General features: G+C 46.6%; 19 protein-coding genes. 12 read left to right on the top strand and 7 right to left on the bottom strand.

What is annotated here, in order from left to right; translation table 11 throughout:
- Window positions 1-37 precede the first annotated feature (37 nt).
- Complete coding sequence (locus AZH43_RS19095; protein ID WP_264753359.1) at window positions 38-166, top strand: hypothetical protein; 129 nt, start codon at window positions 38-40, stop codon at window positions 164-166.
- Between the two features lie 109 nt (window positions 167-275).
- Here AZH43_RS19095 and dinB read toward each other — a convergent pair whose 3' ends face one another.
- The 4 genes from dinB to mdtD form a co-directional block, all read right to left on the bottom strand.
- Window positions 276-1,331, bottom strand: coding sequence for a DNA polymerase IV (gene dinB / locus AZH43_RS17945; protein WP_067672870.1), 1,056 nt, complete (start codon window positions 1,329-1,331; stop codon window positions 276-278).
- A gap of 67 nt (window positions 1,332-1,398) precedes the next feature.
- Complete coding sequence (locus AZH43_RS17940; protein ID WP_067672891.1) at window positions 1,399-2,397, bottom strand: MBL fold metallo-hydrolase; 999 nt, start codon at window positions 2,395-2,397, stop codon at window positions 1,399-1,401.
- A 76-nt stretch (window positions 2,398-2,473) separates the two neighbouring features.
- Window positions 2,474-3,259 carry a glycoside hydrolase family 25 protein gene (locus AZH43_RS17935; protein WP_067672888.1) on the bottom strand — a complete coding sequence of 262 codons (786 nt, stop codon included), beginning with the start codon at window positions 3,257-3,259 and terminating at the stop codon, window positions 2,474-2,476.
- 81 nt (window positions 3,260-3,340) lie between these two features.
- On the bottom strand, window positions 3,341-4,732 hold the full coding sequence (mdtD, locus tag AZH43_RS17930) for a multidrug transporter subunit MdtD (protein ID WP_067672867.1): 1,392 nt from the start codon (window positions 4,730-4,732) through the stop codon (window positions 3,341-3,343).
- Between the two features lie 285 nt (window positions 4,733-5,017).
- Here mdtD and AZH43_RS17920 point away from each other — a divergent pair, with 285 nt between their 5' ends.
- On the top strand, window positions 5,018-5,986 hold the full coding sequence (locus AZH43_RS17920; protein WP_067672861.1) for a hypothetical protein: 969 nt from the start codon (window positions 5,018-5,020) through the stop codon (window positions 5,984-5,986).
- Window positions 5,987-6,072: 86 nt separating this feature from the next.
- Here the strand turns inward: AZH43_RS17920 and AZH43_RS17915 are convergent, their stop codons facing one another.
- Entirely contained in the window at window positions 6,073-6,693 is a 621-nt protein-coding gene (locus AZH43_RS17915; RefSeq protein WP_067672858.1) for an LOG family protein, read from the bottom strand.
- A gap of 325 nt (window positions 6,694-7,018) precedes the next feature.
- Between AZH43_RS17915 and AZH43_RS17910 the strand changes: the two genes are divergently transcribed.
- From AZH43_RS17910 to AZH43_RS17885, 6 genes are all read left to right on the top strand, one after another.
- Window positions 7,019-8,602, top strand: a complete 1,584-nt coding sequence (locus tag AZH43_RS17910) for a TerC family protein (RefSeq protein ID WP_067672855.1) — start codon at window positions 7,019-7,021, stop codon at window positions 8,600-8,602.
- 75 nt (window positions 8,603-8,677) lie between these two features.
- Window positions 8,678-9,145 (top strand): YchJ family protein, encoded by a 468-nt coding sequence (locus AZH43_RS17905; protein WP_067672852.1) that lies wholly within the window; start codon window positions 8,678-8,680, stop codon window positions 9,143-9,145.
- 60 nt (window positions 9,146-9,205) lie between these two features.
- On the top strand, window positions 9,206-9,850 hold the full coding sequence (locus AZH43_RS17900; protein ID WP_067672849.1) for a trimeric intracellular cation channel family protein: 645 nt from the start codon (window positions 9,206-9,208) through the stop codon (window positions 9,848-9,850).
- Between the two features lie 190 nt (window positions 9,851-10,040).
- A complete protein-coding gene (niaP, locus tag AZH43_RS17895) occupies window positions 10,041-11,360 on the top strand; it encodes a niacin transporter NiaP (protein ID WP_067672846.1) in 1,320 nt (439 codons plus the stop codon).
- A gap of 281 nt (window positions 11,361-11,641) precedes the next feature.
- A complete protein-coding gene (parC, locus tag AZH43_RS17890; protein WP_067672843.1) occupies window positions 11,642-13,861 on the top strand; it encodes a DNA topoisomerase IV subunit A in 2,220 nt (739 codons plus the stop codon).
- A gap of 151 nt (window positions 13,862-14,012) precedes the next feature.
- On the top strand, window positions 14,013-15,689 hold the full coding sequence (locus tag AZH43_RS17885) for an AMP-binding protein (RefSeq protein WP_067672840.1): 1,677 nt from the start codon (window positions 14,013-14,015) through the stop codon (window positions 15,687-15,689).
- Window positions 15,690-15,740: 51 nt separating this feature from the next.
- Here the strand turns inward: AZH43_RS17885 and AZH43_RS17880 are convergent, their stop codons facing one another.
- Window positions 15,741-16,121, bottom strand: a complete 381-nt coding sequence (locus AZH43_RS17880) for a hypothetical protein (RefSeq protein WP_067672837.1) — start codon at window positions 16,119-16,121, stop codon at window positions 15,741-15,743.
- 105 nt (window positions 16,122-16,226) lie between these two features.
- On the opposite strand from AZH43_RS17880, the gene AZH43_RS17875 reads away from it, so the two are divergent.
- Window positions 16,227-16,625, top strand: coding sequence for an MAPEG family protein (locus tag AZH43_RS17875; protein WP_067672834.1), 399 nt, complete (start codon window positions 16,227-16,229; stop codon window positions 16,623-16,625).
- 118 nt (window positions 16,626-16,743) lie between these two features.
- Complete coding sequence (ppa, locus tag AZH43_RS17870; protein WP_067672831.1) at window positions 16,744-17,280, top strand: inorganic diphosphatase; 537 nt, start codon at window positions 16,744-16,746, stop codon at window positions 17,278-17,280.
- An 85-nt stretch (window positions 17,281-17,365) separates the two neighbouring features.
- On the opposite strand, the gene AZH43_RS17865 is transcribed toward ppa, so the two are convergent.
- Window positions 17,366-18,673 (bottom strand): OprD family outer membrane porin, encoded by a 1,308-nt coding sequence (locus tag AZH43_RS17865; protein WP_067672828.1) that lies wholly within the window; start codon window positions 18,671-18,673, stop codon window positions 17,366-17,368.
- 737 nt (window positions 18,674-19,410) lie between these two features.
- Between AZH43_RS17865 and AZH43_RS17860 the strand changes: the two genes are divergently transcribed.
- Both AZH43_RS17860 and AZH43_RS17850 read left to right on the top strand, forming a co-directional pair.
- Window positions 19,411-20,181: a TorF family putative porin gene (locus tag AZH43_RS17860; RefSeq protein WP_067672825.1), complete on the top strand. Its 771-nt coding sequence runs from the start codon at window positions 19,411-19,413 to the stop codon at window positions 20,179-20,181.
- A gap of 370 nt (window positions 20,182-20,551) precedes the next feature.
- Window positions 20,552-21,316 carry a TorF family putative porin gene (locus AZH43_RS17850; protein ID WP_067672819.1) on the top strand — a complete coding sequence of 255 codons (765 nt, stop codon included), beginning with the start codon at window positions 20,552-20,554 and terminating at the stop codon, window positions 21,314-21,316.
- Window positions 21,317-21,358 lie beyond the last annotated feature (42 nt).

Here is a 21,358-nt window from a genome sequence, read left to right as displayed (position 1 = left end):
GTGTGCTGTATTTAAGAGATGCTGGATAGGAAAGTACATGATTGACAGAAGAGCTGTCCTGCAATATTCGGATTGGATCGTCACGCCAACTACAGGACATCATGCTGAAAGTAATGGTGATTTTCAGCATCTCAGCGCCTACATGGATAATGCATCGCGCAAGTAGATTACCCCAAATTTGCTGAATGTGAAGCGCAATCTGCTTTATTTTTATTCTTTTGTATAAAACTTAAGCGTCCTTGATGCTTTGCCTATAAAATTGCAGATATTAGACATTAAAGCAGGGATAGCTGGGCTTCTTCCTGCCGGATCGTCAGCTGATAAACCCCAATACCAATCAAGCGGAATTGAAACTCGTCAGGCACATGCATCTCGCTCAGCAGCTGATGCAGCACCTGTTCCAAATCAGCCTGAGTAGCCAGCGGGGTTTTAAAGCTTTTGCTGTGCTGCAGCACTTGAAAGTTCTTCAGCTTCAGTTTGGCGGACACTCCGCGCGCGCTCAGTTCTTTGTGCTGCAGGCTGCGCCAAACCTGATCAATTAATTTTGGCCAGAAAGGCAGGCATTGCATCAATGTCAGGTCATCATCAAAAGTGGTTTCCTTGGAAATCTGCTGGCGTTCACGTTCAGCTTGAACCGGGCGTTCATCAATGCCTTGCGCATACAAAAACAGCTGCTTGCCGTATTTGCCAAAATGATGCACCAGCAAAGCTTCTTCTATTTCCTGTAAATCGCCCAAGGTTTCCAATTGCATGGTTTTCAGTTTTTCTTGGGTCACTTTGCCGACACCCGGAATTTTTTTTAGAGGCAAATCGTGAATAAATTTTTTCACTTTGGACGGTTTAATGACGCAAATGCCATTGGGCTTGTTCCAGTCTGAAGCCACTTTGGCCAGGAACTTATTCGGCGCAACGCCAGCAGAGGCTGTCAGTCCTGTGGCTTGATAGATTTCTTCACGAATACGCATGGCCACTTCTGTTGCGCTGGCAATTTGAAGCAGATTATCGGTTACATCTAAGAATGCTTCATCTAAAGACAAGGGTTCAATGAGCGGGGTATAGCGCTGAAAAATATTGTGGATTTGCGCCGAGACAGCCCGGTATTTTTCAAAATTAGGCTCAATGACCACGACTTGCGGACAGCGCTTGCGCGCCTGACTCATGGACATGGCCGAACGCAGGCCGAATTCACGTGCCGGATAAGAGGCTGCGCAAATCACTGCCCGTGGGTGATGCGATGATACAACCACAGGTAAATGCCGCAGTTCGGGGCGTTCACGCAGTTCTACAGATGCATAAAAGGCATCCATATCGATATGAATGATTTTTCTCATGCAAACGCATAGCAGCAAATAAAGTGATGATCTCAGTATCGCATAGCCCGCAATGCGGGGATAGGGCTTAACTCAGGCTGTACGACACAGGTTGACTCAGTAAAATGACCTGCGACTTTTGCTTGCCTGCTGCATCAATCAATATGCGCAGGCTTTCTTCTGTATTGTCTGCAATCTTGGGCAAAAACTGCAATGGCGTATCAAGCGGTTTGAAAAAGTTATCCCAATGAATGGGTACGACGGTTTTGGGTTTTAGCATGCCTAAGGTCTGCGCCAAATATTGCTGCTGATATTCGGCTGGCTGCTTTGACAGCTGCGCTATGCCTAAGAACAGGGTATCGGCGCGGATGTTTTTCAATTGATCCGGTATGGCGCCAGTGCTGGCTTTGACCAAAATGCGCTGGCCTGAATGTTCAATGAAATAATCAAAACTATGGCCTTCTTTAAACGCCGAAAAACGCGCGGGCTGTTTTAAAGGCTGCGCAATTTCTTGGCCTAAGTCATCGTTCACTGCTGTTGGCGGAGTATGTTGCGAAGGTATTGCAGTTATGCTGAAAACCCCGAAATGCATGGCTTTCCAAGCAACAACAGGGATGAGCTGCTGTTCAGCCATGTGTCCGCCGCGTGCGATATTCAGTGTGCTGGATGATCCGATAATTTTGGCATTCGGCAATTTTTGGCCGAGGACGGCAATGTCTAAGGCATGGTCATAATGTGAATGCGTGACCAGCACAGCGCGTGTGCGCTGCAGCTGATACTGCTGTATTAACTGTTGAATCAGCTCAGGACTGCTGTGGATTTTTTGAAAGATCACTTGAGATAAAGCGGGGCGGCTAAAAAAACCGTCAATCAGAATCTGATCGTTCCCATCATCAAACAATAAAGTCGACACCCCGAAAAATTTTACGGTCAGTTTGCTTTTGTGCTGGGTGCCGGCATTGTGCTGATATTGCCATGCCTTGAAATCCGCGACTGAGCCAGAAGGCTGCAGCAGATAGGCCGTCACTGAAATCAGTAAGATGGCGATACTGGCTAATCCGGTTAGCCATTTATAAACGGTGGGCATCATCTGCAGGTCCTTTGCATATCTTTTCTTTTTATGGCTTCACGCGGCATCAATATTTTAGGCATGATGCATCATGTTATTTTTTCTGTTTTTTTTCAATCGCAGGAATGCTTAGGCCGTTTGTGATTAAAAAAGCCTGCCATTGTTTGGCATCGCCATTAAACACATTCAAGTCGACAGTTTTGGGCACGCCCTGTATTTGCCCTTGGTTGGTATGCTGCCAGAACAGCCATTCAGGATTGTTCTTCAGCACGGGCTGGCCTTGATATTCACGCACCCACAGCGGTGTTTTTTTAAATTCTCCAGCCAAGACAATATTATAGAATGATTTAGAGATATAGAAGATGGGCTGCTTGCCGTAATGTTTAAAGAGCTGATCATGCATGACCTGAATTTCCTGCAGCAGCTGTTCTTTGCTGAAGGCATTGATGCATTTGCTGTCATATTCCAAATCTATGACCGGCGGCAGGGCATCGGGCTTGTTCGGCACTGTCTCAATGAAGTTTTCGGCTTGAATTTTGCCCTCGCGGCACAGGCGGTAAAAATGATACGCGCCGACTAAAAAGCCTTGTTCACGGGCCTGTAGCCAGTTGTCCTGAAACTTGGTATCTTTAAAATCGCCGCCTTCAGTGGCTTTTAAATAGACAAATTGATAGGTTTTGGGCGAAATTTTTTTCCATTCCACATCGCCCTGATGGTGTGAAACATCAAAGCCTTTGACTGGATATTCTTCGGCAGAAGCAAAGCGGTGCGGCATGATCAGCAGGTACGTCAGCAATGCCATGGCAGCGCATCCCAGCAGGCCTAATGCAGCGCGGCGGTAAGCTTTGGGTGCAGTTGCAGCGGGCTTGCGTTTATTCATGTGCCATAAAATTTGCTGATATTGAAACAACATCATAGCGCGAAGCTTGGCCTGACACTATGCGCTTTGTGCGAATCATTTTTAAACTGCCGTATCTTTCGGAATGTGCCAGAAAATGGCCGCGGTAATGATATTGATGCAGCCTAAACAGATCAGGGTGGCATGAAAGGCGGAAGTGATGTGCTCAGTATCAAAATAAGCGCTGAATGCATTGACCAATGTGCCTGCCAGAGCCACACCGATACTCATTGAAACCATCATGATCATCGACAGGAAACTATTGCCGCTGCTGGCATCCTGCTGCGGCAAATCTTTCAGCGTCAGCGTATTCATGGAGACAAATTGCAGGGAGTTCAGCATGCCGAAAACAAAGAAATGCAACGCGCGCAGCCAAATCGGCGTTTCGGCAGAACTGAGGGCGAAACTGGCGATGCAGGCGCCCACCAGCAGGGTATTGACCAAAAGCACATTGCGGTAGCCGAAGCGCTGGATAATGGCCCGAATGACGGGTTTGGACGCCAATGACCCCAGCACGGTCGGAATCATCAGCAGGCCTGTCACAAACGGTTCAAAGCCGAATGCCACCTGCAGCATCAGCGGAATTAAAAAAGGCATGGCGTTGCCGCCGAGGCGCGCAAAAAAATTGCCTAGAATGCCAATGGCATAAACTCGGTTGTTAAACAGCTTACTGCGGAATAATGCGTTTTGATGACTGTGAGAGTGCAGCGCATAAATGACCGAGGCGCCGAGCCCCGCGACAATCAGTCCAATGCTCCAATATAGTGTATGCGAGGTGCTGGCAAAGTTTTCAATACCCAAAGACAGCCCCGCCATGGCAATCACCAGCAGGAAAAAGCCCCAGAAATCAAAACGGGCGACAGTAGGCTCCGTGACATTCGGCATGGCTTTAAAGGTAATGAGGCAGCCTAAAATACCCATTGGAATATTAATGAGGAAAATCCAGTGCCAAGTGGTGACCTCGACTAGCCAGCCGCCTAAGGTCGGCCCGATCAGCGGGCCAATGAGGCCTGCCAGGCTCATCAGGCTCATGGCCGATAGGAACTGCGTCCGCGGGATGACTTTCAGCATGGCCAAACGGCCCACAGGCAAGAGCAATGCGCCGCCAATCCCCTGCAAAACGCGGTAGGCCAGCAGTTCATTCAGGCTGTCAGATTGGCCGCAGCCCAGTGACGCCAAGGTAAACACAATAATTGCGCTAAAGTAGGTATTGCGCACGCCAAAACGATCAGCCAGCCAGCCGCTGAGCGGAATGCAGGCAGCCACGGAAAGCACGTAGGCGACCACCACGCTGTGCATATTCAGCGGATCTTCATTCAGATGAGCAGCCATGGATGGAATTGCAGTGTTGACAATTGTGGTATCCAGCCCCTGCATGAAAAAGCCAATAGATACCAATAGAACCAGCAGTCGGAATTCGGGCTGTAAGGCTTGATGAGAGGGCGTGGCATTCATAGCATTGGAAAACTGAAATTTTTAAGCAGTTTAGCTGAAATTAATTGGCGATACTGTTGCAATATGCATTCATTCTTTATTGATCAGCGGAGATCTTTTCTGCTGTTTTCAATATGCTTAACTGCATCTGACGGTCAGCGCATTATGGTTGGCTGCGCAGCGCAAAGCGGGAAGATAAAATAAATATCTCCAAAGCTTTCCCGAAATGAAATATCATGGTCACAATTTTAGCGATGCCTCAATTTTAAGGCAGGGTGCCGTTTTTGACTCAGGTTTTGAAATGCTATGACAATTGAAATTTTAATGGTGATCGGCTTCTGTTTGGCCGCCTATTCAATCGTCGGCAATGATGTGCCGCAAACGCTTGGAACATTTATTTCATCCAATGCGCACAGGCCTTGGTGGCTGCTGTGGCTGTACGTCAGTTCAATTTTGGTCGCTGTGCTGCTGTATGGCTGGTTTGCCTCTGGCGTAGGCGATGCGTCTTATGGCCGATTGGAAACCATCCCCTTTCCGAAAGACGGTGTAACGTGGCTGTATGTAGTCCCGCCGATTCTGCTGATTATTTTGACCAAATACGGCATTCCTGTCAGTACCACGTTCTTGGTGCTGACAATCTTCTCGCCCAGCAGTTTGGGCTCTATGCTGACCAAATCGATGATGGGCTATGCGGTGGCGTTTATTGTCGCCATTATTGTCTACCGTTTTGTTATTAAGCAAATATCCGTACATTTCAGTAAAACCCGCGATCAAAAGCATTCTCATATTTGGGTCGGGCTGCAGTGGGTGTCTACCGCATTCTTGTGGAGCCAATGGCTGATTCAGGATTTGGCGAATATTTTCGTTTATGTGCCGCGTGCGGTGCCGCTGTGGTTCCTGCTTTTTGCGATTACCGTTTTTGTCGTGCTGCTGGGTGTTATTCTGTATCAGCGCGGCGGCGCCATTCAGAATATTATTGATACCAAAACGGGTGTAGCGGATATCCGTTCCGCCACGATTATTGACTTCATTTACGCCACTATTTTGCTGGTATTCAAAGAATGGAGCAATATTCCAATGAGCACCACATGGGTATTTTTAGGTTTGCTGGCGGGCCGGGAGTTTGCCATGGCGATGCATCTGCATGAAGTCAATAAATATAAAACCTCGCGCAATGTCAGCAAAGACGCCATGAAGCTGATGTTTGGCCTGGTGATCAGTATTTTCTTGGCGACAACGCTGCCGTGGTTCTACCATTTGGTGTCCGGTCAATAAGGATTAAGCCGAATCAGCATCTCCTTGCATAAGGGAACTGATTTTGGCACATAAAAAACGGGCATGATTGCCCGTTTTTTTATTGCTTAAACCACAAAATGTTTCGGAGAACCCAGATTGCTTAAAGCGCTGAAAATCTGCTGCGATGAATTGCAGACAATTAATTTGGCGCGGTGCTGCGGCGGCAAAAAGCCTTCTTGAACGGCATGATCCAGCTGTGCAATCAGCGCATCATAAAAACGGTTTACGTTGTATAGGATCATCGGTTTCTGATGCTGGTTCAATTGGCCCCAAGTGGCAATTTCCAGAATTTCTTCAAAGGTGCCCAAACCGCCCGGCAAGGCAATAAAAGCGCTGGCGCGTTCCGCCATCATGGCTTTGCGTTCATGCATGGTCTGAACAACGTGCAATTCTGTCAGGCTGTGGTGGGCAATCTCATAATCCAGCATGAATTCTGGAATCACACCGACAGCTTCGCCGCCATTTTGCACCACGGCATCCGCAACTTGCCCCATCAGCCCGATGCTGGCGCCGCCATACACCAGGCCAAAACCGCGGTCTGCAATGCCTTTGGCTAAGGCGACGGCTTTTTCTTGATAAATCGGATTGTTGCCTGAGCGGGAACCGCAATACAGGGCAATGAGCGGCTGTGTTGTTTGGGGAGAGGAAAGGTTAAATGGTTCTGTCATTTTTAATACGCTATTCATTTCGTTTTATTCACCTTAGCACTTTATTTTTTATGGCTCTAGCTTAGTCTGGAAATATGACAGAAAGATGCCGCATGAAGGCAGGGCAGCAAAATTTCACAATGCGGTGCGGCTGATGCTGTAAAAAAAGATGAAATTCTGTCCCAGCTTGCTATACTGAACCCTTGTTTTTCAACATATGAATCGTCATGGGCAGTGGTTGTTGTCGCTCCGCAAAAAAACATTTCTTAGAAATTAATCATATGGGTGCTGCAGCGCGCACCTTTTCAAATTCGAATATTCTAAACATCAGTACATGCCTGCATTCTGCTCAGGAGATGGACACATGATCTTTGAGTGGATGTCTGATCCTTCAGCCTGGGTCGGCCTGCTGACCCTTGTGGTGCTGGAAATTGTACTGGGTATTGATAACTTAGTTTTTATTGCGATTCTGGCGGAAAAATTGCCGCCCGAGCAGCGCAATACTGCCCGTATCGTCGGCCTGCTGCTGGCGCTGTGCATGCGCTTGGTGCTGCTGGCGTCTATCGCTTGGGTGATGACGCTGGTTGCGCCGCTGTTCCATGTTTTTGGCCATCCTTTTTCCGGACGCGATTTGATTCTGCTGTTCGGCGGGGTATTCCTGCTGTTTAAAGGCACCATGGAACTGCGTGAACGCCTCGAAAACAAGCCGATGCTGAAAGAAGAAAACCCAGTCCATGCAACATTCTGGATGGTGATTATTCAGATTGTCGTATTGGATGCAGTGTTTTCTTTGGACAGCGTCATCACTGCGGTCGGCATGGTGAAACATCTGCCCGTCATGATGATTGCCGTGGTGATTGCCGTCGGCATTATGCTGTGGGTTTCTAAACCGCTGATGAATTTCGTCAACCGTCATCCAACGGTGGTGATTCTGTGCCTGTGCTTCCTGATGATGATCGGTTTCTCCTTGCTGGTCGAAGGCTTCGGCTTCCATATTCCAAAAGGCTACTTGTATGCAGCCATTGGCTTCTCTGTGCTGATTGAATTCTTGAACCAGACCATGCGCCATAATCAGGAAAAAATGGTGACCACTACAGATTTGCGTTACCGTACGGCCTCTGCCGTGATGCGCATGCTGGGCGGCAAGAGCGGTTCAGAAATCAAAAATGATGAGCATGAAGATGTGCTGGCGACCCGCGCCTTTGCCGATGATGTCTTTGATGAAGACAACGGGGTCTATCACAGCGTGATGGTGCAAGGGGTGTTAGGCCTGTCTGAACGTCCGGTGAAATCGGTGATGACGCCGCGCCCAGAACTGGAATGGATTGATTTGGAAGAAGATGAAGCTTCCATCAAGCACCAGCTGCTGAGCATGACCCATTCACGCCTGATTGTTGCGCGCGGTGAACTGGACAATATTGCCGGCGTGGTGCTGACCCATAAAGTGATGAACGAATATATCGAAACCGGCGTGCTCAACTTTGAAAAGCATCTGCGTGAACCCGTGATTGTGCATGAAAATGCGCAGGTCTTGATGGTGATGGAACAGCTGCGTCAGGCGCCGCTGCAAATGGCGCTGGTGCTGAATGAGTACGGCTCAATTGAAGGGATCGCCACGCCTATCGATGTGCTGGAAGCCATTGCAGGGGAATTCCCGGATGAAGATGAGCTGGAAACAGCTGCTGCCAGTCTGGATGATGGCTCGCTGATTTTGGATGGATCAACAGATATCCGTCACGTGTCTTTATTGCTGAGCCGCGATTTGGTGGATGAGTCTGAGCAATATTCAACGCTGTCGGGCTATATCTTATTTCATTTGGGCCGCTTGCCGGAAAATGGCGAAAAACTTACTGCGGATGGCCACATTTTCGAAGTGGTCACAATGGAAGGCCATAAAATTGAGAAAGTCCATGTCACTGCAATTGCCCATAATTTGCATGATAAGTAAAGATAGATGCTGAATTCAGCCCATCTTCTATTAGAATAGCCTGCACTGCAGGCTATTTTTTTATTTGAGATGCACATGCCAGAGACATCATGCCCTTGCGGTCAGGGCGAATATGCCCAATGCTGCCAGCCGCTGCATACAGTACAGGCGAAAGCGCAAAGCGCTGAACAGCTGATGCGTTCCCGCTACAGCGCATTTGCCCGGCACGAAATTGACTATATTGTGCAAACCACTGCGCTGGGCCAGCAGCAGGCCTTAGATGTGCCGGCTATTGCAAATTGGAGCAAATCCAATCAATGGCTTCGGCTGGAGGTGGTGCAGGCGGATGAAAACCTGGATAAAACCCATGCGCAGGTGGAATTTAAAGCGCATTATCATGACGGCAAGCAGGCGCATGTGCATCATGAGGTGTCGCATTTTGTGAAGCAAAATGGCGCATGGTTTTTCTTAGATCCGACGACTGGCCTGCAAATCACCATGAAACAGCCTTGCATCTGCGGTTCAGGCAAAAAATTTAAACAATGCTGCGCGCAATACCTGTAGTTTTTTTCTGAAGATGCCTTAAAATAGCGCGCATCTTTTACCCTCAGTGGATGAAGGGCAATGTTACTCACCGTTATTTACATTATTGCAATTACGGCAGAAGCCATGACGGGGGCACTATCCGCTGGACGGCGCAGTATGGACTGGTTTGGCGTGACACTGATTGCCTGTGTCACTGCATTGGGCGGGGGGTCTGTCCGGGATGTTTTATTGGGGCACTATCCGCTGACTTGGGTCAAGCATCCTGAATATTTGGTGCTGACCTGCTGTGCCGCTCTGTTCACGATTATCATTGCCAAGTGGATGAAGCATTTGCATTCCATCTTCTTGCTTTTGGATGCTTTGGGCCTTATCGGCTTCACCATTATCGGCTGTCAAATTGCTTTGCAAATGGGACAGGGCTTTGTCGTTTCCGCGGTTGCGGGAGTGCTGACCGGCGTGTCTGGCGGTATTCTGCGGGATATTCTCTGCAACGATGTGCCCTTGGTGTTCCGCCGTGAGCTGTACGCTTCAATTTCTTTTGTCGCGGTCATCTTCTATTGGTTCTGTATCGATTTTGGACTGTCTTTGGAAATCACGGTTATTTCAACTTTGGTTTTTGGCTTTTCCTTGCGCTGCATTGCAATTTATTTTGGTTTGGAAATGCCGAAATTCATCTATAAAGATGATGATGATCAGTCTGCCTCTTCTAAAGACGTGTCTTGAATGGCCGCGTTTGACTTAGGACAGCGTAAAGCCTTACCGCATTAGGTTTGAGTATTTCATCATCCGGTTTAAACAGCTGCGCCGAAGCCTGCTTCGGCGCTTTTCACTTGCGTATTCTAATAAAAAAGCAAATCATAAAATCCTGTTGTGAAGGCAGCATGCATCCTTTCACCTCATCAGAGATCTTGTTATGGACTTAGTCTCACGGATACAGCGCTTGCCTATCGGCAAGTTTCACTACACATTGCTATGGGTCATTGGACTGGGCTGGATGTTTGATGCTATGGATACGGGGCTAATCTCCTTTATCTTGGCAAAAATGGCCGAAGACTGGGCGATGAGCCCGGCTGAAAAGGGCTGGGTCGTGTCGATTGGCTTTGTCGGCATGGCGATTGGCGCGGTCTTTTCAGGGGCGCTGGCAGACCGGGTCGGGCGTAAGACGGTCTTTGCATCCACATTGGTCATTTACAGCTTTGCAACAGCGGCCTGCGCATTTGCGCCAGATTTAACTTGGCTGCTGGTGTGCCGCTTTATTGTCGGTTTAGGTTTGGGCGGCCAATTGCCTGTCGCTGTGACTTTGGTGAGTGAATACATTCCAGCCCATGTACGCGGCCGCTTCATTGTTTTGCTGGAAAGTTTTTGGGGGCTGGGCTGGCTGTGCGCCGCGCTGATTTCGTATTTTGTCATTCCGCACTATAACTGGCATGCTGCGTTTCTCGTGGGCGGGCTGCCTGCACTGTATGCCATTGTGATCTGGAAGATGGTGCCGGAATCTATTCCGTATTTGATCAACCGCGGCCGTCTAGAAGAAGCGCATGCTTTGGTGAAAAAAATTGAAGCCAAATGCGGTGTGGAAGTGATGGAAATTTTTGAAGTTAAGCCGGTGGCGGAACAGCAAAACACCTCATTCAAGCAGCTGTGGTCAGGCATTTTTGCGCGCCGGACGCTGATGCTGTGGCTGATTTGGTTCGGTATTGTGTATTCGTATTACGGTATTTTCACTTGGCTGCCGAGCCTGCTGGTCAAACAGGGCTATACCATTGTGCAGTCTTTTGAATATGTTCTGGTGATGATTCTGGCGCAGCTGCCGGGCTATATTGCCGCGGCATGGCTGGTCGAAAAGCTGGGGCGTAAGGCGACACTGGCAGGGTTCATCGGCTGCTGCGCGGTCTCTGCTTATTTCTTTGGCCAGTCTGAAACAGTCACCATGATTGTGGTCTGGGGCTGCCTGATGTCTTTCTTTAATTTAGGCGCATGGGGCGTGCTGTATACGTATACCCCTGAACAGTATCCAGCCAATATCCGCGCTTTCGGCTCTGGCTGGGCAGCGGCCATCGGGCGCATGGGCGGTATTGTGGCGCCATTGGCCGTGACGCATATGATGGTCATGAGCAATGGCTTCAGCTATGTATTCAGCATGTTTACCGCGGTGCTGCTGGCAGTGGCTTTTGTGATTGTGGTTTTAGGCGAAGAAACCAAAGGCAAAACTTTAGAATCTATGGGCCTATAGCCGCCGCTGTGAAATTCCGTCAATAAAAAGCGCAGCCCGTATATACCGGGCTGCGCTTTTTAGTTTGGAATGCGTTAAGGGCCGCAGTAACCGCAATCCTGCGGCTATTTGAAAATAATCAGTTGCTCATTTTCTAAAAAATGGATAATTTTACGGCATCAGATCGATCATAAGACACGATTTGTCGCTGTGTTGAAGAACATGCCCTTGTGTATGCAGCAGCCGCGACATAGCATAAGAACCCAGATACAAAAATGAATTAATTAGGATTACAGGTTGTTATGACAAGCCTTGCGCATCATGCGACAGAAAACCGTTCCGTAGCGGAATTTACCGAACAAGCCTACCTCAATTACGCCATGTACGTGATTATGGACCGTGCATTGCCGCATATCAGTGACGGTTTAAAGCCTGTACAGCGACGTATCGTTTATGCGATGAGTGAATTGGGCCTCAAGCCCAGCGGAAAACCGAAAAAATCGGCGCGTACCGTGGGCGATGTTTTAGGTAAATACCATCCGCATGGCGACTCTGCCTGCTATGAAGCCATGGTGCTGATGGCGCAGCCGTTCAGCTACCGTTATCCATTTATTGAAGGGCAGGGCAACTGGGGTTCACCGGATGATCCTAAATCCTTCGCCGCTATGCGCTATACCGAAGCTAAGCTCTCGCCTTACAGCGACTTGCTGCTGTCTGAACTTGGACAGGGCACCTGTGACTGGCAGGACAACTTTGACGGTTCCATGAAAGAGCCGGTAAGCTTGCCTGCGCGTGTGCCGAACATTCTTTTAAACGGCACTACCGGCATTGCTGTCGGGATGGCGACGGACATTCCGCCGCATAATCTGCGTGAAGTGGTCAAAGGCACCATTGCGCTGATCCGCAATCCGAACTTAAGCGATGAAAAAGTTGCTGAATATATTCCGGGTCCAGATACGCCGACCAAAGCGGAAATTATTACCGCGCCGGATGAATTGCTGAAAATTCAAACGACAGGCCGCGGCAGCTACCGTACCCGCGCTGTGTACACGATTGAAAAAAATGAGATCGTGATTACCGAATTGCCTTATCAGGTGTCGGGTTCAAAAATCATTACCCAGATTGCAGATCAGATGCAGGCGAAAAAACTGCCGCTGGTGAGCGATTTGCGCGATGAATCCGATCATCAAAATCCGACCCGCTTAGTGATTGTCTTGCGCTCAAACCGTATTGATGCGGAATCAGTGATGAGCCATTTGTTTGCGACGACTGATCTTGAGTCAAGTTACCGCGTCAACATGAATATGATTGGCGCTGACGGGCGGCCGCAGGTGAAATCGATCCGCCGCATTTTACTGGAATGGATCGAAATCCGTAAAAATACGGTAACGCGCCGTCTGCAGTATCATCTGAATAAAATTGAAAAGCGCCTGCATATTTTAGGCGGGCTGATTATTGCTTACCTGAACATTGACGAAGTTATCCGCATCATCCGTGAAGAAGATCAGCCGAAACCTGTACTGATGGAGCATTTCGGGATTGACGAAATTCAGGCTGAAGCCATTTTAGAGCTCAAATTGCGCCACTTGGCGAAGCTTGAAGAAATGGAAATGCGCCGTGAACAGGAAGAGTTGGAAGCCAAAGCGGCAATTATCCGTGAGCAGCTGGCCAATCCTGAATCATTGAAAAACCTGATTATCAATGAGCTGAAAGAAGACGCCAAAAAATTTGGCGATGACCGCCGTGCGCCAATTGTGCGCCGGGAAGATGCGCAGACTATTAATGAGCAAGACATGCTTCCGGCAGATCCAGTGACTGTGGTGCTGTCAGAAGCGGGCTGGATCCGTTCTGCCAAAGGGCATGAAGTGGATGCCGAAAACCTGAATTTCCGTGCGGGTGACCAGTACCTGAGCCATGCGCAGGGCAAATCCAATCAGCGGGTGTATGTGCTGGATGAGAGTGGCCGCAGTTATGCGCTTGGCATCAATACGCTGCCTTCAGCGCGCGGATTGGGCGAACCTTTAAGTTCTAAGCTTGCTCCGGCAAGCGGGATCGGCTTCCAGCAGATTCTGATTGCAGAAGATGAGGCTGAACTGTTGGCGGTCAGCACCAAAGGCTACGGCTTTAAAACGCAGGCCAAGCAGCTGGACACCAATGCCAAAGCCGGCAAGGCTTTCTTGAGTTTGTCTGACGATGCGCAGCCGATGAATCTGCAGATGATTGAACAGGCCACACATCTTGCACTGCTCAGTTCAGCCGGCCGCCTGCTGATTGTAGATTTGGCGGAATTGCCGAGCTTGAATAAAGGTAAAGGTAATAAATTGATACAACTTGAAGCTAAAGATCAGGTCGTATCCATGATAGCTTTAACTTTAGATGAAATAATTCAAGTGGTTGCGGGTCAGCAGCAATTAAAATTAAAAGGTGATGATCTGCACAAATACATTGGCAAGCGGGCTTCGAAAGGAGTGGTGCTGCCGCGTGGATATCAAAAAGCAAATAGACTGTTCATTCAAAGATAATACTAGCATCCATGGATCGAAATACGTTATATATGCAAAGTATTCGTGAAATGGATGCAATATTAGGCTCACACAAGTTAAATAATGAGCGGCTTAATATTGAGAAAAACAGTTGAATTATTAAGGATTACAGACAGGAGAATCGGGCATTATGGAAAAAATTTGGTTTGCAGAATACCAAAAGACGGGTATTCCAGAAACTGTAGAATTACCGCCGGAAAATACATCATTAAACGATATTTTTGAACGTAATTTTCAGAAATTCGGCTCGCGTGATGCCTTTATTTTTATGGATAAAGTCCTGACATTCAGCGAGCTGGATGAGGCAAGCCGTAAATTTGCAACGTATTTGCAAAGCTTAGGCCTAGCAAAAGGTTCGCGTGTTGCTGTCATGATGCCGAATGTTCTGCAGTATCCTGTTGTGGCTTTAGGGGTGTTCCGCGCAGGTTTGGTGCTGGTTAACGTGAATCCGCTGTATACCTCGCGTGAACTGGAGCATCAATTGAATGACTCAGGCGCGGAAGTGCTGGTCATTGTAGAAAATTTTGCATCTGTCTATCAGGCAATTTTGGGTAAAACACCAGTGAAGCATGTGGTTGTGGCTTCTGTGGGTGACATGCTTGGCGCATTGAAGGGCACATTGGTCAATTTTGTATTGCGTTCTGTCCGCAAGCAGATTCCAGCGTGGGATATTCCGGGCCATATCCGCTTTAATGCGGCCATGTCTAAAGTCAGCGCCAGTAATTACAAGCGTCCAAATTTAACGCTAAGCGATACCGCTGTGCTCCAGTATACCGGCGGCACGACAGGTGTTTCTAAAGGCGCAGAATTAACTCACCGCAACTTGGTTTCAAACATGCTGCAGTGTGACGGTATTTTCCAAAGCAAGTTCGGCCAGCAAGACGGCCAGCCAGATGACCGCATTTTCTGCGCATTGCCGCTGTACCATATTTTTGCATTCATGGTTTGCGCGCTGTACGGCATGTACAAAGGTCAGGCTAACGTATTGATTCCAAACCCGCGCGATCTGCCTGCTGTCATTAAAGAATTGCGCAAATACCAGCCGACTTTCTTCCCTGCGGTGAATACACTGTTCAATGCTTTAGTGAACAACGAAGAATTCAAGCAGCTGGATCACAGCAAAATGAAGATGGCGATGGGCGGCGGCATGGCTGTGCTTCCATCGACAGCTGAAGCTTGGAAAAAAGTGACAGGCACCAATATCATTGAAGGTTACGGCTTGTCAGAAACATCGCCGGTAGCGACCGCAAATCCGCCTGCTTCTATGGAGTTCAGCGGCACCATCGGTATTCCATTGCCATTAACTGAAGTTGCTATTTTAGATGATGACGGCAATGAAGTGGCGCTGGGTGAACAGGGTGAAATTTCAATCCGCGGCCCGCAAGTAATGAAAGGCTATTGGAACCGCCCGGACGAAACTGAAAAAGTGATGACTCACGGTTTCTTCCGTACCGGTGATATCGGTGTGATGGATCCGCGAGGCTATGTGAAAATTGTTGACCGTAAAAAAGACATGATTCTGGTGTCTGGCTTCAATGTATATCCTTCTGAAATTGAAGAAGTTGTTTCACAGCATCCAAAAGTGCTTGAAGTAGCTGCAATTGGCGTGCCGGATGAGAAATCAGGTGAGGTGCCGAAGCTATTCGTTGTGAAAAAAGATCCGTCTTTAACAACAGAAGAAGTTTTAGCTTTCGCGAAAGAAAATTTAACCGGCTATAAACGTCCGCGTTATGTTGAATTTATGGATGAATTGCCGAAATCCAACGTCGGTAAAATTCTGCGTAAAGATTTGCGTAAAACAGCATAATCCAGATCATAAAAAAAGCGCCAAATGGCGCTTTTTTTATGATCTGGATTTTTATTTTTTCATCAGCCAGCGGTCAAAGTAACGGCGCCCTACACCAAAAATACCCAGAAAGATAAACATGGCGCCAAATTGCAGGCTGAATTGGCTTTGTTTAAATGTCCCGTGGCTGAGCACATTGTCAATTATGCAATAAACTAAAATAGCGATGACCCAGTGCCATAACGGCCATTGCTTGATGGCCACTGCATAAAACGCCACCCACAGCACGGCAAAGGTAAAGACCGTAGACCAGATATTCATGTTGGCGCAGATGACAGTAAGCAGGAATGCTGTAACCGGAATCACGATCTTTAAAACGCGGTCAACCTGCCGCTGATTCTGGCGCTGCTGTTCCAGGACATCGAACATCTCTTTTTGATCTGGACTGGCCATATTCACCCTATATACATAATTAAATAAAACACCCTATTTAACAAAATTTATTCAGGAATTGCCATGCTATCATGGCGCTTATAAATCCATTAAGAGAAAAAACACATGCAAAGCATAAGTGGGATCATCTATCTCATTTTAGCCGCTTGCTTATTGCCTTATGTTTTTACCTTTATTGCAAAAAAGGCATCAGGCTTTACGGCAAAAGATAACCAAAACCCCAGAGAATTTTTAGCCAATGCCACTGGGCTGGCCCGCCGCGCAAATGCAGTACAGCAAAACAGCTTTGAAAGCCTGCCGCTGTTTATTGGCGCTGTGCTGATGGCGGAATATATGGTGATTCCGCAAACATTTATCATGACTTTAGGCATCGCCTATATTGTGCTGCGCATTATTTACGGCATCTGCTATTTGGTCAATTGGGCGACTTTGCGCTCGATAGTCTGGACCTTGTCTATGCTGTGCTCAGTTTGTCTGCTGCTGCTGATTATTAGAATTGTTTAGGCCAGCACAGCAATTCGACGAAAATTTTGATGCCGAATTGCAAAATCAAAAAAAAATATCAAAAACCCGCTATAATTATGCCGGTTTAAAAAGATTTAACTAGTTAAAGAGCAATGCTATGAGCTACAGCAATATCCCAGCGGGTAAAGATGCGCCGAATGACATCTATGTCATTATTGAAATTCCTGCAAATGCAGCGCCAATCAAATACGAAATCGACAAAGATTCTGACGCATTATTTGTAGACCGTTTTATGGGTACAGCAATGTTCTACCCAGCAAACTACGGCTATGTGCCAAACACTTTATCTTTGGACGGTGATCCGCTGGACGTTTTGGTGGTGACACCGCACCCAGTAGAGCCGGGCTCAGTCATCCGCTGCCGTCCAGTCGGCAAACTAAACATGGAAGATGACGGCGGTGTTGATGCGAAATTAGTTGCAGTGCCGCACGACAAACTAACACCAATTTACAAAGATATTCAAGAATATACAGATCTTCCACCATTGTTGATCAGCCAAATTGAACACTTCTTCCAGCACTATAAAGACTTAGAGCCAGGCAAATGGGTTAAGTTAAGCGGCTGGGAAGGCTCTGAAGTGGCTAAGCAAGAAGTTCTAAGCTCTATCGAAGCATATAAAGAAGCAAATAAATAATTGCTTTGAATAAGGGGATGTATCCAGTCCCATAAAAAAAACCTGCACATTGTGCAGGTTTTTTTTATTTCAGATAGGCTGTGAATTAGAACAATTTCACAGGGATATCTAAGAAAATACGCCATTCATTGGTATCTGGCATATAGTAGTCATTGGCATAAGCATCATCGTTACGGTAATGCGAATAACGCAGGCGCAAGCTGGCATCTTTAGCGAAACCGCTTTGCATTGTGTATTTCACTTGGTTGAAAATTTCACTTTCTTTGGCATTGCCTGTAGTTTTGGTATCAATATCCCAGCCGTATACATACGCAGCAGTCCAGTTCAAGCCTGGAACACCATAACCAGTAAAATCAAGGTTGTATTGAATTTGTGCAGATTTTTCGCCGCGGCCATTAAAGTCAGACAGGTATGAGTTTGGCAGGTAAATACTTTGGAAGCCATCCGCATTTTCACCGTAAGCATATCCTGAATTGCCTGTGCTTTGCTGATAAGCCAGCATTACAGCATGAGGACCTTGGCTGTAAGTACCTGAAAGCGCCCAAATATTGTTGCTGCGGTCTGCAGAATTACTATCTAATTTTGAAGACGAAACGCTAGTACCTTCATCCCATTCAGTATGGTAACCACTGAAATCATAAGTAAGGGAAGCTTGGTTAGCTAATGCTTGCTTGTAGTTAGCATTTACATAATGGCGTTCCAGCGCGTTTTTGCTGTCGATACCATAGTAAGATGCATTTAAAGCATCATTAAATTTGTATTTTGCACCCCAAACTACTGCGCTGTCCAAATGGTTGCCGTCAGTATTGATTTGTTCAGACATTTGGTTTTTAGTGAATTTACCGGCAGTTAATTCTAAACCTTTAATTTCGCGGCTAGTGGCTAATACACCTTCGAAATATTCAGGAACCATACGGCCCGTGTTGCTGGCAAGTACAGGCAAGTCCAGTACTTGCGTACCGTAACGCACTTCAGTATTTGAAATTCGTGCTTTTACATTGGCGCCGCCGCGAGCCCAGTGGTCATAGGTATCTCCGGCTTGTTTTGTTAATTCGCCTTTATCGTTGTAGTCAGTTTCACGCGGGATCATATTATTGCCGGCATGCTTATTGTCGCTCAGCTTGAAAGATGCGTCGCCTACTGCACCTACACCAAAACCAACTACACCTTTGGTATAGCCAGACTCTAAGTTGAAAATCGCTGATTGTGCTGAAGAACGGTTATTGGCAGCGCCATTTTTTTTATCACGGTCTATGAATCCAGTACGAAACAGTACAGAACCTTCTGCATCATCTATAAAGCCTTTAGATTCGCTTTGTTCGCTTGCAAATGCAGTTGAGATTAAAGCCGCGTTTACAAGTAGCGTCAGTGTTAGCTGTTTCGATTTGAGCATTGGGAGAGAGCCTCATGCATAAATATATAGTTAAAGAGTTGATAGATTGTATAAGGATTTATTAAAAAAAGATCATTTTTATTAAGTTTATTCCACTAAAGTTATGCATATTCCAGATAAAGAGAATGAGAAATTCTGCTATAAAAAATGCTGATTTTTATTATCTATTTTTTAATTTTAAGTAAAAACAAAAAGATAAATTTTCCGAAAAATATTCGGCGGTTTTGTTCCGGTTGGAAAGCGTTGCGCATGACTGAATAGTTCTGTTTTATCTGGTGAATGATTCTCCTGAATAAGCAAGGCCTGTACTTTTAATAGGCGGCATGATTTTTACTGCGCATAAGGCGGAGGCAAAGTATTGAAGCGTATTTTAATATTCACTATTTTCGCTCAATGCTGTGCAAGCATTTTGACCGTGGCTTAAATGTATAAAATTGAATTTTTGGTCAAATAACGGCTGTTTTTGAATTGATTGTTTTTAGTTTTGATGATGAATGAATAATTGTTTAAAAATTATCATGATTAGTCATAATTCAGAAAGGAATGCTGCGCTGAAGAACAAAGCATTTCTCGATCTGATTTGTTTTCGGGTAAAAGCTTATTATTAAGTTAAAAGTTATTGAAAATACAGAAGAAAACATCATGAAATTTAACCATTGATTATAAAAAAGCATTAAACTCCCTTCCCGGAAATTATCACCGCTTTATTAATAGCACATTCTGCTGAGGGGACGAGCATGTCAAATTTTTCTCAAAAGGCGGCTGCGGCTGTATTTTTGGCTTTGGGCTCACTGCCTGCAATGGCTGATGAAGTAAAGGCGCCTGCAAGCGGCACGCTGACAGGCAGTGCATCCATCCTAAGCAAATACATTTACCGCGGCGGTGTGGAAAATGACGATGCCGCTTTACAAGCTGGTTTGGAATACGCGCATAACAGCGGCGCCTTTGCCGGCTATTGGGGTTCGACTCTAGATTATGATTCGACTGATGACAGCAAAGACTCAGGCTTTGAACATGATTTTTATATCGGCTATGGCCATGCACTGAATGACGACTGGAGTTATAAAACTCAGCTGACAGCTTATGTCTATCAAAACGGCGGGAAAGTCTACAGTGAGGATGGCAATGAAAAGCGCCGTACGACGGGTGTAGAGCTGCTGAACAATTTGGATTATAAAAACTTAAGTTTGGGGCTGGGCATCATGCTGGCCGATGTCAATTACAGCAATGCCGGTGATATCTATTTAAGCGCGGCATATGAACAGGCATTGCCGCAGAATTTTGCCTTAAGAACTTCAATTGGCGGCTATATTTACAATAACCGCCGTGATGACGCGATTGTGGACACGGCAAAAAGCGCTGTATTTTCAGAAGCGCGCTTGGGTTTGGCGAAGCCATTAGGCAAGACCGGTGCAGAAGTGGTGGTGGAATATGTATGGGGCGGCCAGGACCGGATGGGCGAATCTTTAGATGATCACACCTTAATTGGATTGAATTACGCTTTTTAAGCGCAATGCATGAACTAGGCTCCGACTGTTTCAAAGTGCATGAATATCTGTTTATGCACTTTTTTTATGCACTTTTATATTTCTTGCTTAAAAAATGTACTCAAAATGATGCGTTATTTATAAATAGTTACAAGTTGCAGATTCAGCAGACATTTATGGTCCGCAAGTGGCGGGCATTCGGTTGTACAGCGCGTGAGAATTTGTCCAAATGAGCTTTTATTGTTTTAATTAATATATAAAACAATATCCTATATTCATAAATAAGGTTTTTCAGAAACATCGATTCAGTTTTTATGACGTACTTTTTCTAAGTTGGCATAGTGTTTGCTAATTCCTAGTGAGTTTAAAAAAATCTGCTGGGGATTCCACAATGTTAAAAAAATTATTTGCTGTGACTGCATTAACTGCCGCTTCCGGTGCTGTGTTCGCAGAAGATGCGCCTGCGCTGCCATTTGGCTTGTCATTCGGCGGCAGCGCTGCGGTAACCACGGATTACCGTTTCCGCGGCATGACGCAAACTGAAACTGATCCAGCAGTGCAGGCCGGTTTTACGCTGTCGCATAATTCAGGCGTATATTTCGGCTTATGGGGTTCTAATGTGAACTTCGGTTCAGGCACGCCAAGCTTAGAATTAGATCCGTCAATTGGCTATGCAACCACACTGGAAGGTTTCAGCAGCAAGCCTGTACTGGATGTCGGTGTGGTTTACTATAATTACCCAAGTGCAAGCGACCTTAATTGGGCTGAACTGTACGGTAAATTGACTTTTGCAGATGTGCTGGCGTCGGGTGACAGCCTGCTGACCAATATCAACTATACCAATGATTATGTGGCTGCGGATACCAGCAGCTGGAATGTCAACGCGGCTTATTCTATTCCATTCGGCGCTTCAGGCTTTGGCGGTGTTGCAGGTTTAGGCTACACAGTTGTAAATGACGAAGATAAATATTCATTTAATGGTGATGATAACTATATTGATTGGAAAGTGGGCGTGACCTACGGCTTTAAATCGCTTGAAGGCGCATCAGCGGAATTGGCAGCTGTGGGCACCAATATTGATACCGACGGCATGACGGATGCGCAAAGCCGCGGGGTCGAAACAGGTGCAGTATTTACACTCACCAAGACATTCTAATTACTCATTTATTTTAAAAGCCCTTGGCGCATTTGCGCCAAG

It is taken from the genome of Acinetobacter pragensis (genome assembly GCF_001605895.1).
Classification (GTDB): Bacteria; Pseudomonadota; Gammaproteobacteria; order Pseudomonadales; family Moraxellaceae; genus Acinetobacter; species Acinetobacter pragensis.
The sequence above is the reverse complement of the archived record's forward strand: the minus strand, read 5'-3'. Positions and strand labels throughout refer to the sequence as shown.

Coding starts and splice junctions, on each gene's coding strand:
- niaP (WP_067672846.1), top strand. CDS start 10,041: ATGGACTTAGTCTCACGGATACAGCGCTTGCCTATCGGCAAGTTTCAC.
- AZH43_RS17860 (WP_067672825.1), top strand. CDS start 19,411: ATGTCAAATTTTTCTCAAAAGGCGGCTGCGGCTGTATTTTTGGCTTTG.
- ppa (WP_067672831.1), top strand. CDS start 16,744: ATGAGCTACAGCAATATCCCAGCGGGTAAAGATGCGCCGAATGACATC.
- AZH43_RS19095 (WP_264753359.1), top strand. CDS start 38: ATGATTGACAGAAGAGCTGTCCTGCAATATTCGGATTGGATCGTCACG.
- mdtD (WP_067672867.1), bottom strand. CDS start 4,732: ATGAATGCCACGCCCTCTCATCAAGCCTTACAGCCCGAATTCCGACTG.
- AZH43_RS17915 (WP_067672858.1), bottom strand. CDS start 6,693: ATGAATAGCGTATTAAAAATGACAGAACCATTTAACCTTTCCTCTCCC.
- AZH43_RS17850 (WP_067672819.1), top strand. CDS start 20,552: ATGTTAAAAAAATTATTTGCTGTGACTGCATTAACTGCCGCTTCCGGT.
- AZH43_RS17940 (WP_067672891.1), bottom strand. CDS start 2,397: ATGCCCACCGTTTATAAATGGCTAACCGGATTAGCCAGTATCGCCATC.
- AZH43_RS17905 (WP_067672852.1), top strand. CDS start 8,678: ATGCCAGAGACATCATGCCCTTGCGGTCAGGGCGAATATGCCCAATGC.
- AZH43_RS17880 (WP_067672837.1), bottom strand. CDS start 16,121: ATGGCCAGTCCAGATCAAAAAGAGATGTTCGATGTCCTGGAACAGCAG.
- AZH43_RS17885 (WP_067672840.1), top strand. CDS start 14,013: ATGGAAAAAATTTGGTTTGCAGAATACCAAAAGACGGGTATTCCAGAA.
- AZH43_RS17875 (WP_067672834.1), top strand. CDS start 16,227: ATGCAAAGCATAAGTGGGATCATCTATCTCATTTTAGCCGCTTGCTTA.
- AZH43_RS17910 (WP_067672855.1), top strand. CDS start 7,019: ATGATCTTTGAGTGGATGTCTGATCCTTCAGCCTGGGTCGGCCTGCTG.
- AZH43_RS17935 (WP_067672888.1), bottom strand. CDS start 3,259: ATGAATAAACGCAAGCCCGCTGCAACTGCACCCAAAGCTTACCGCCGC.
- dinB (WP_067672870.1), bottom strand. CDS start 1,331: ATGAGAAAAATCATTCATATCGATATGGATGCCTTTTATGCATCTGTA.
- AZH43_RS17865 (WP_067672828.1), bottom strand. CDS start 18,673: ATGCTCAAATCGAAACAGCTAACACTGACGCTACTTGTAAACGCGGCT.
- AZH43_RS17900 (WP_067672849.1), top strand. CDS start 9,206: ATGTTACTCACCGTTATTTACATTATTGCAATTACGGCAGAAGCCATG.
- parC (WP_067672843.1), top strand. CDS start 11,642: ATGACAAGCCTTGCGCATCATGCGACAGAAAACCGTTCCGTAGCGGAA.
- AZH43_RS17920 (WP_067672861.1), top strand. CDS start 5,018: ATGACAATTGAAATTTTAATGGTGATCGGCTTCTGTTTGGCCGCCTAT.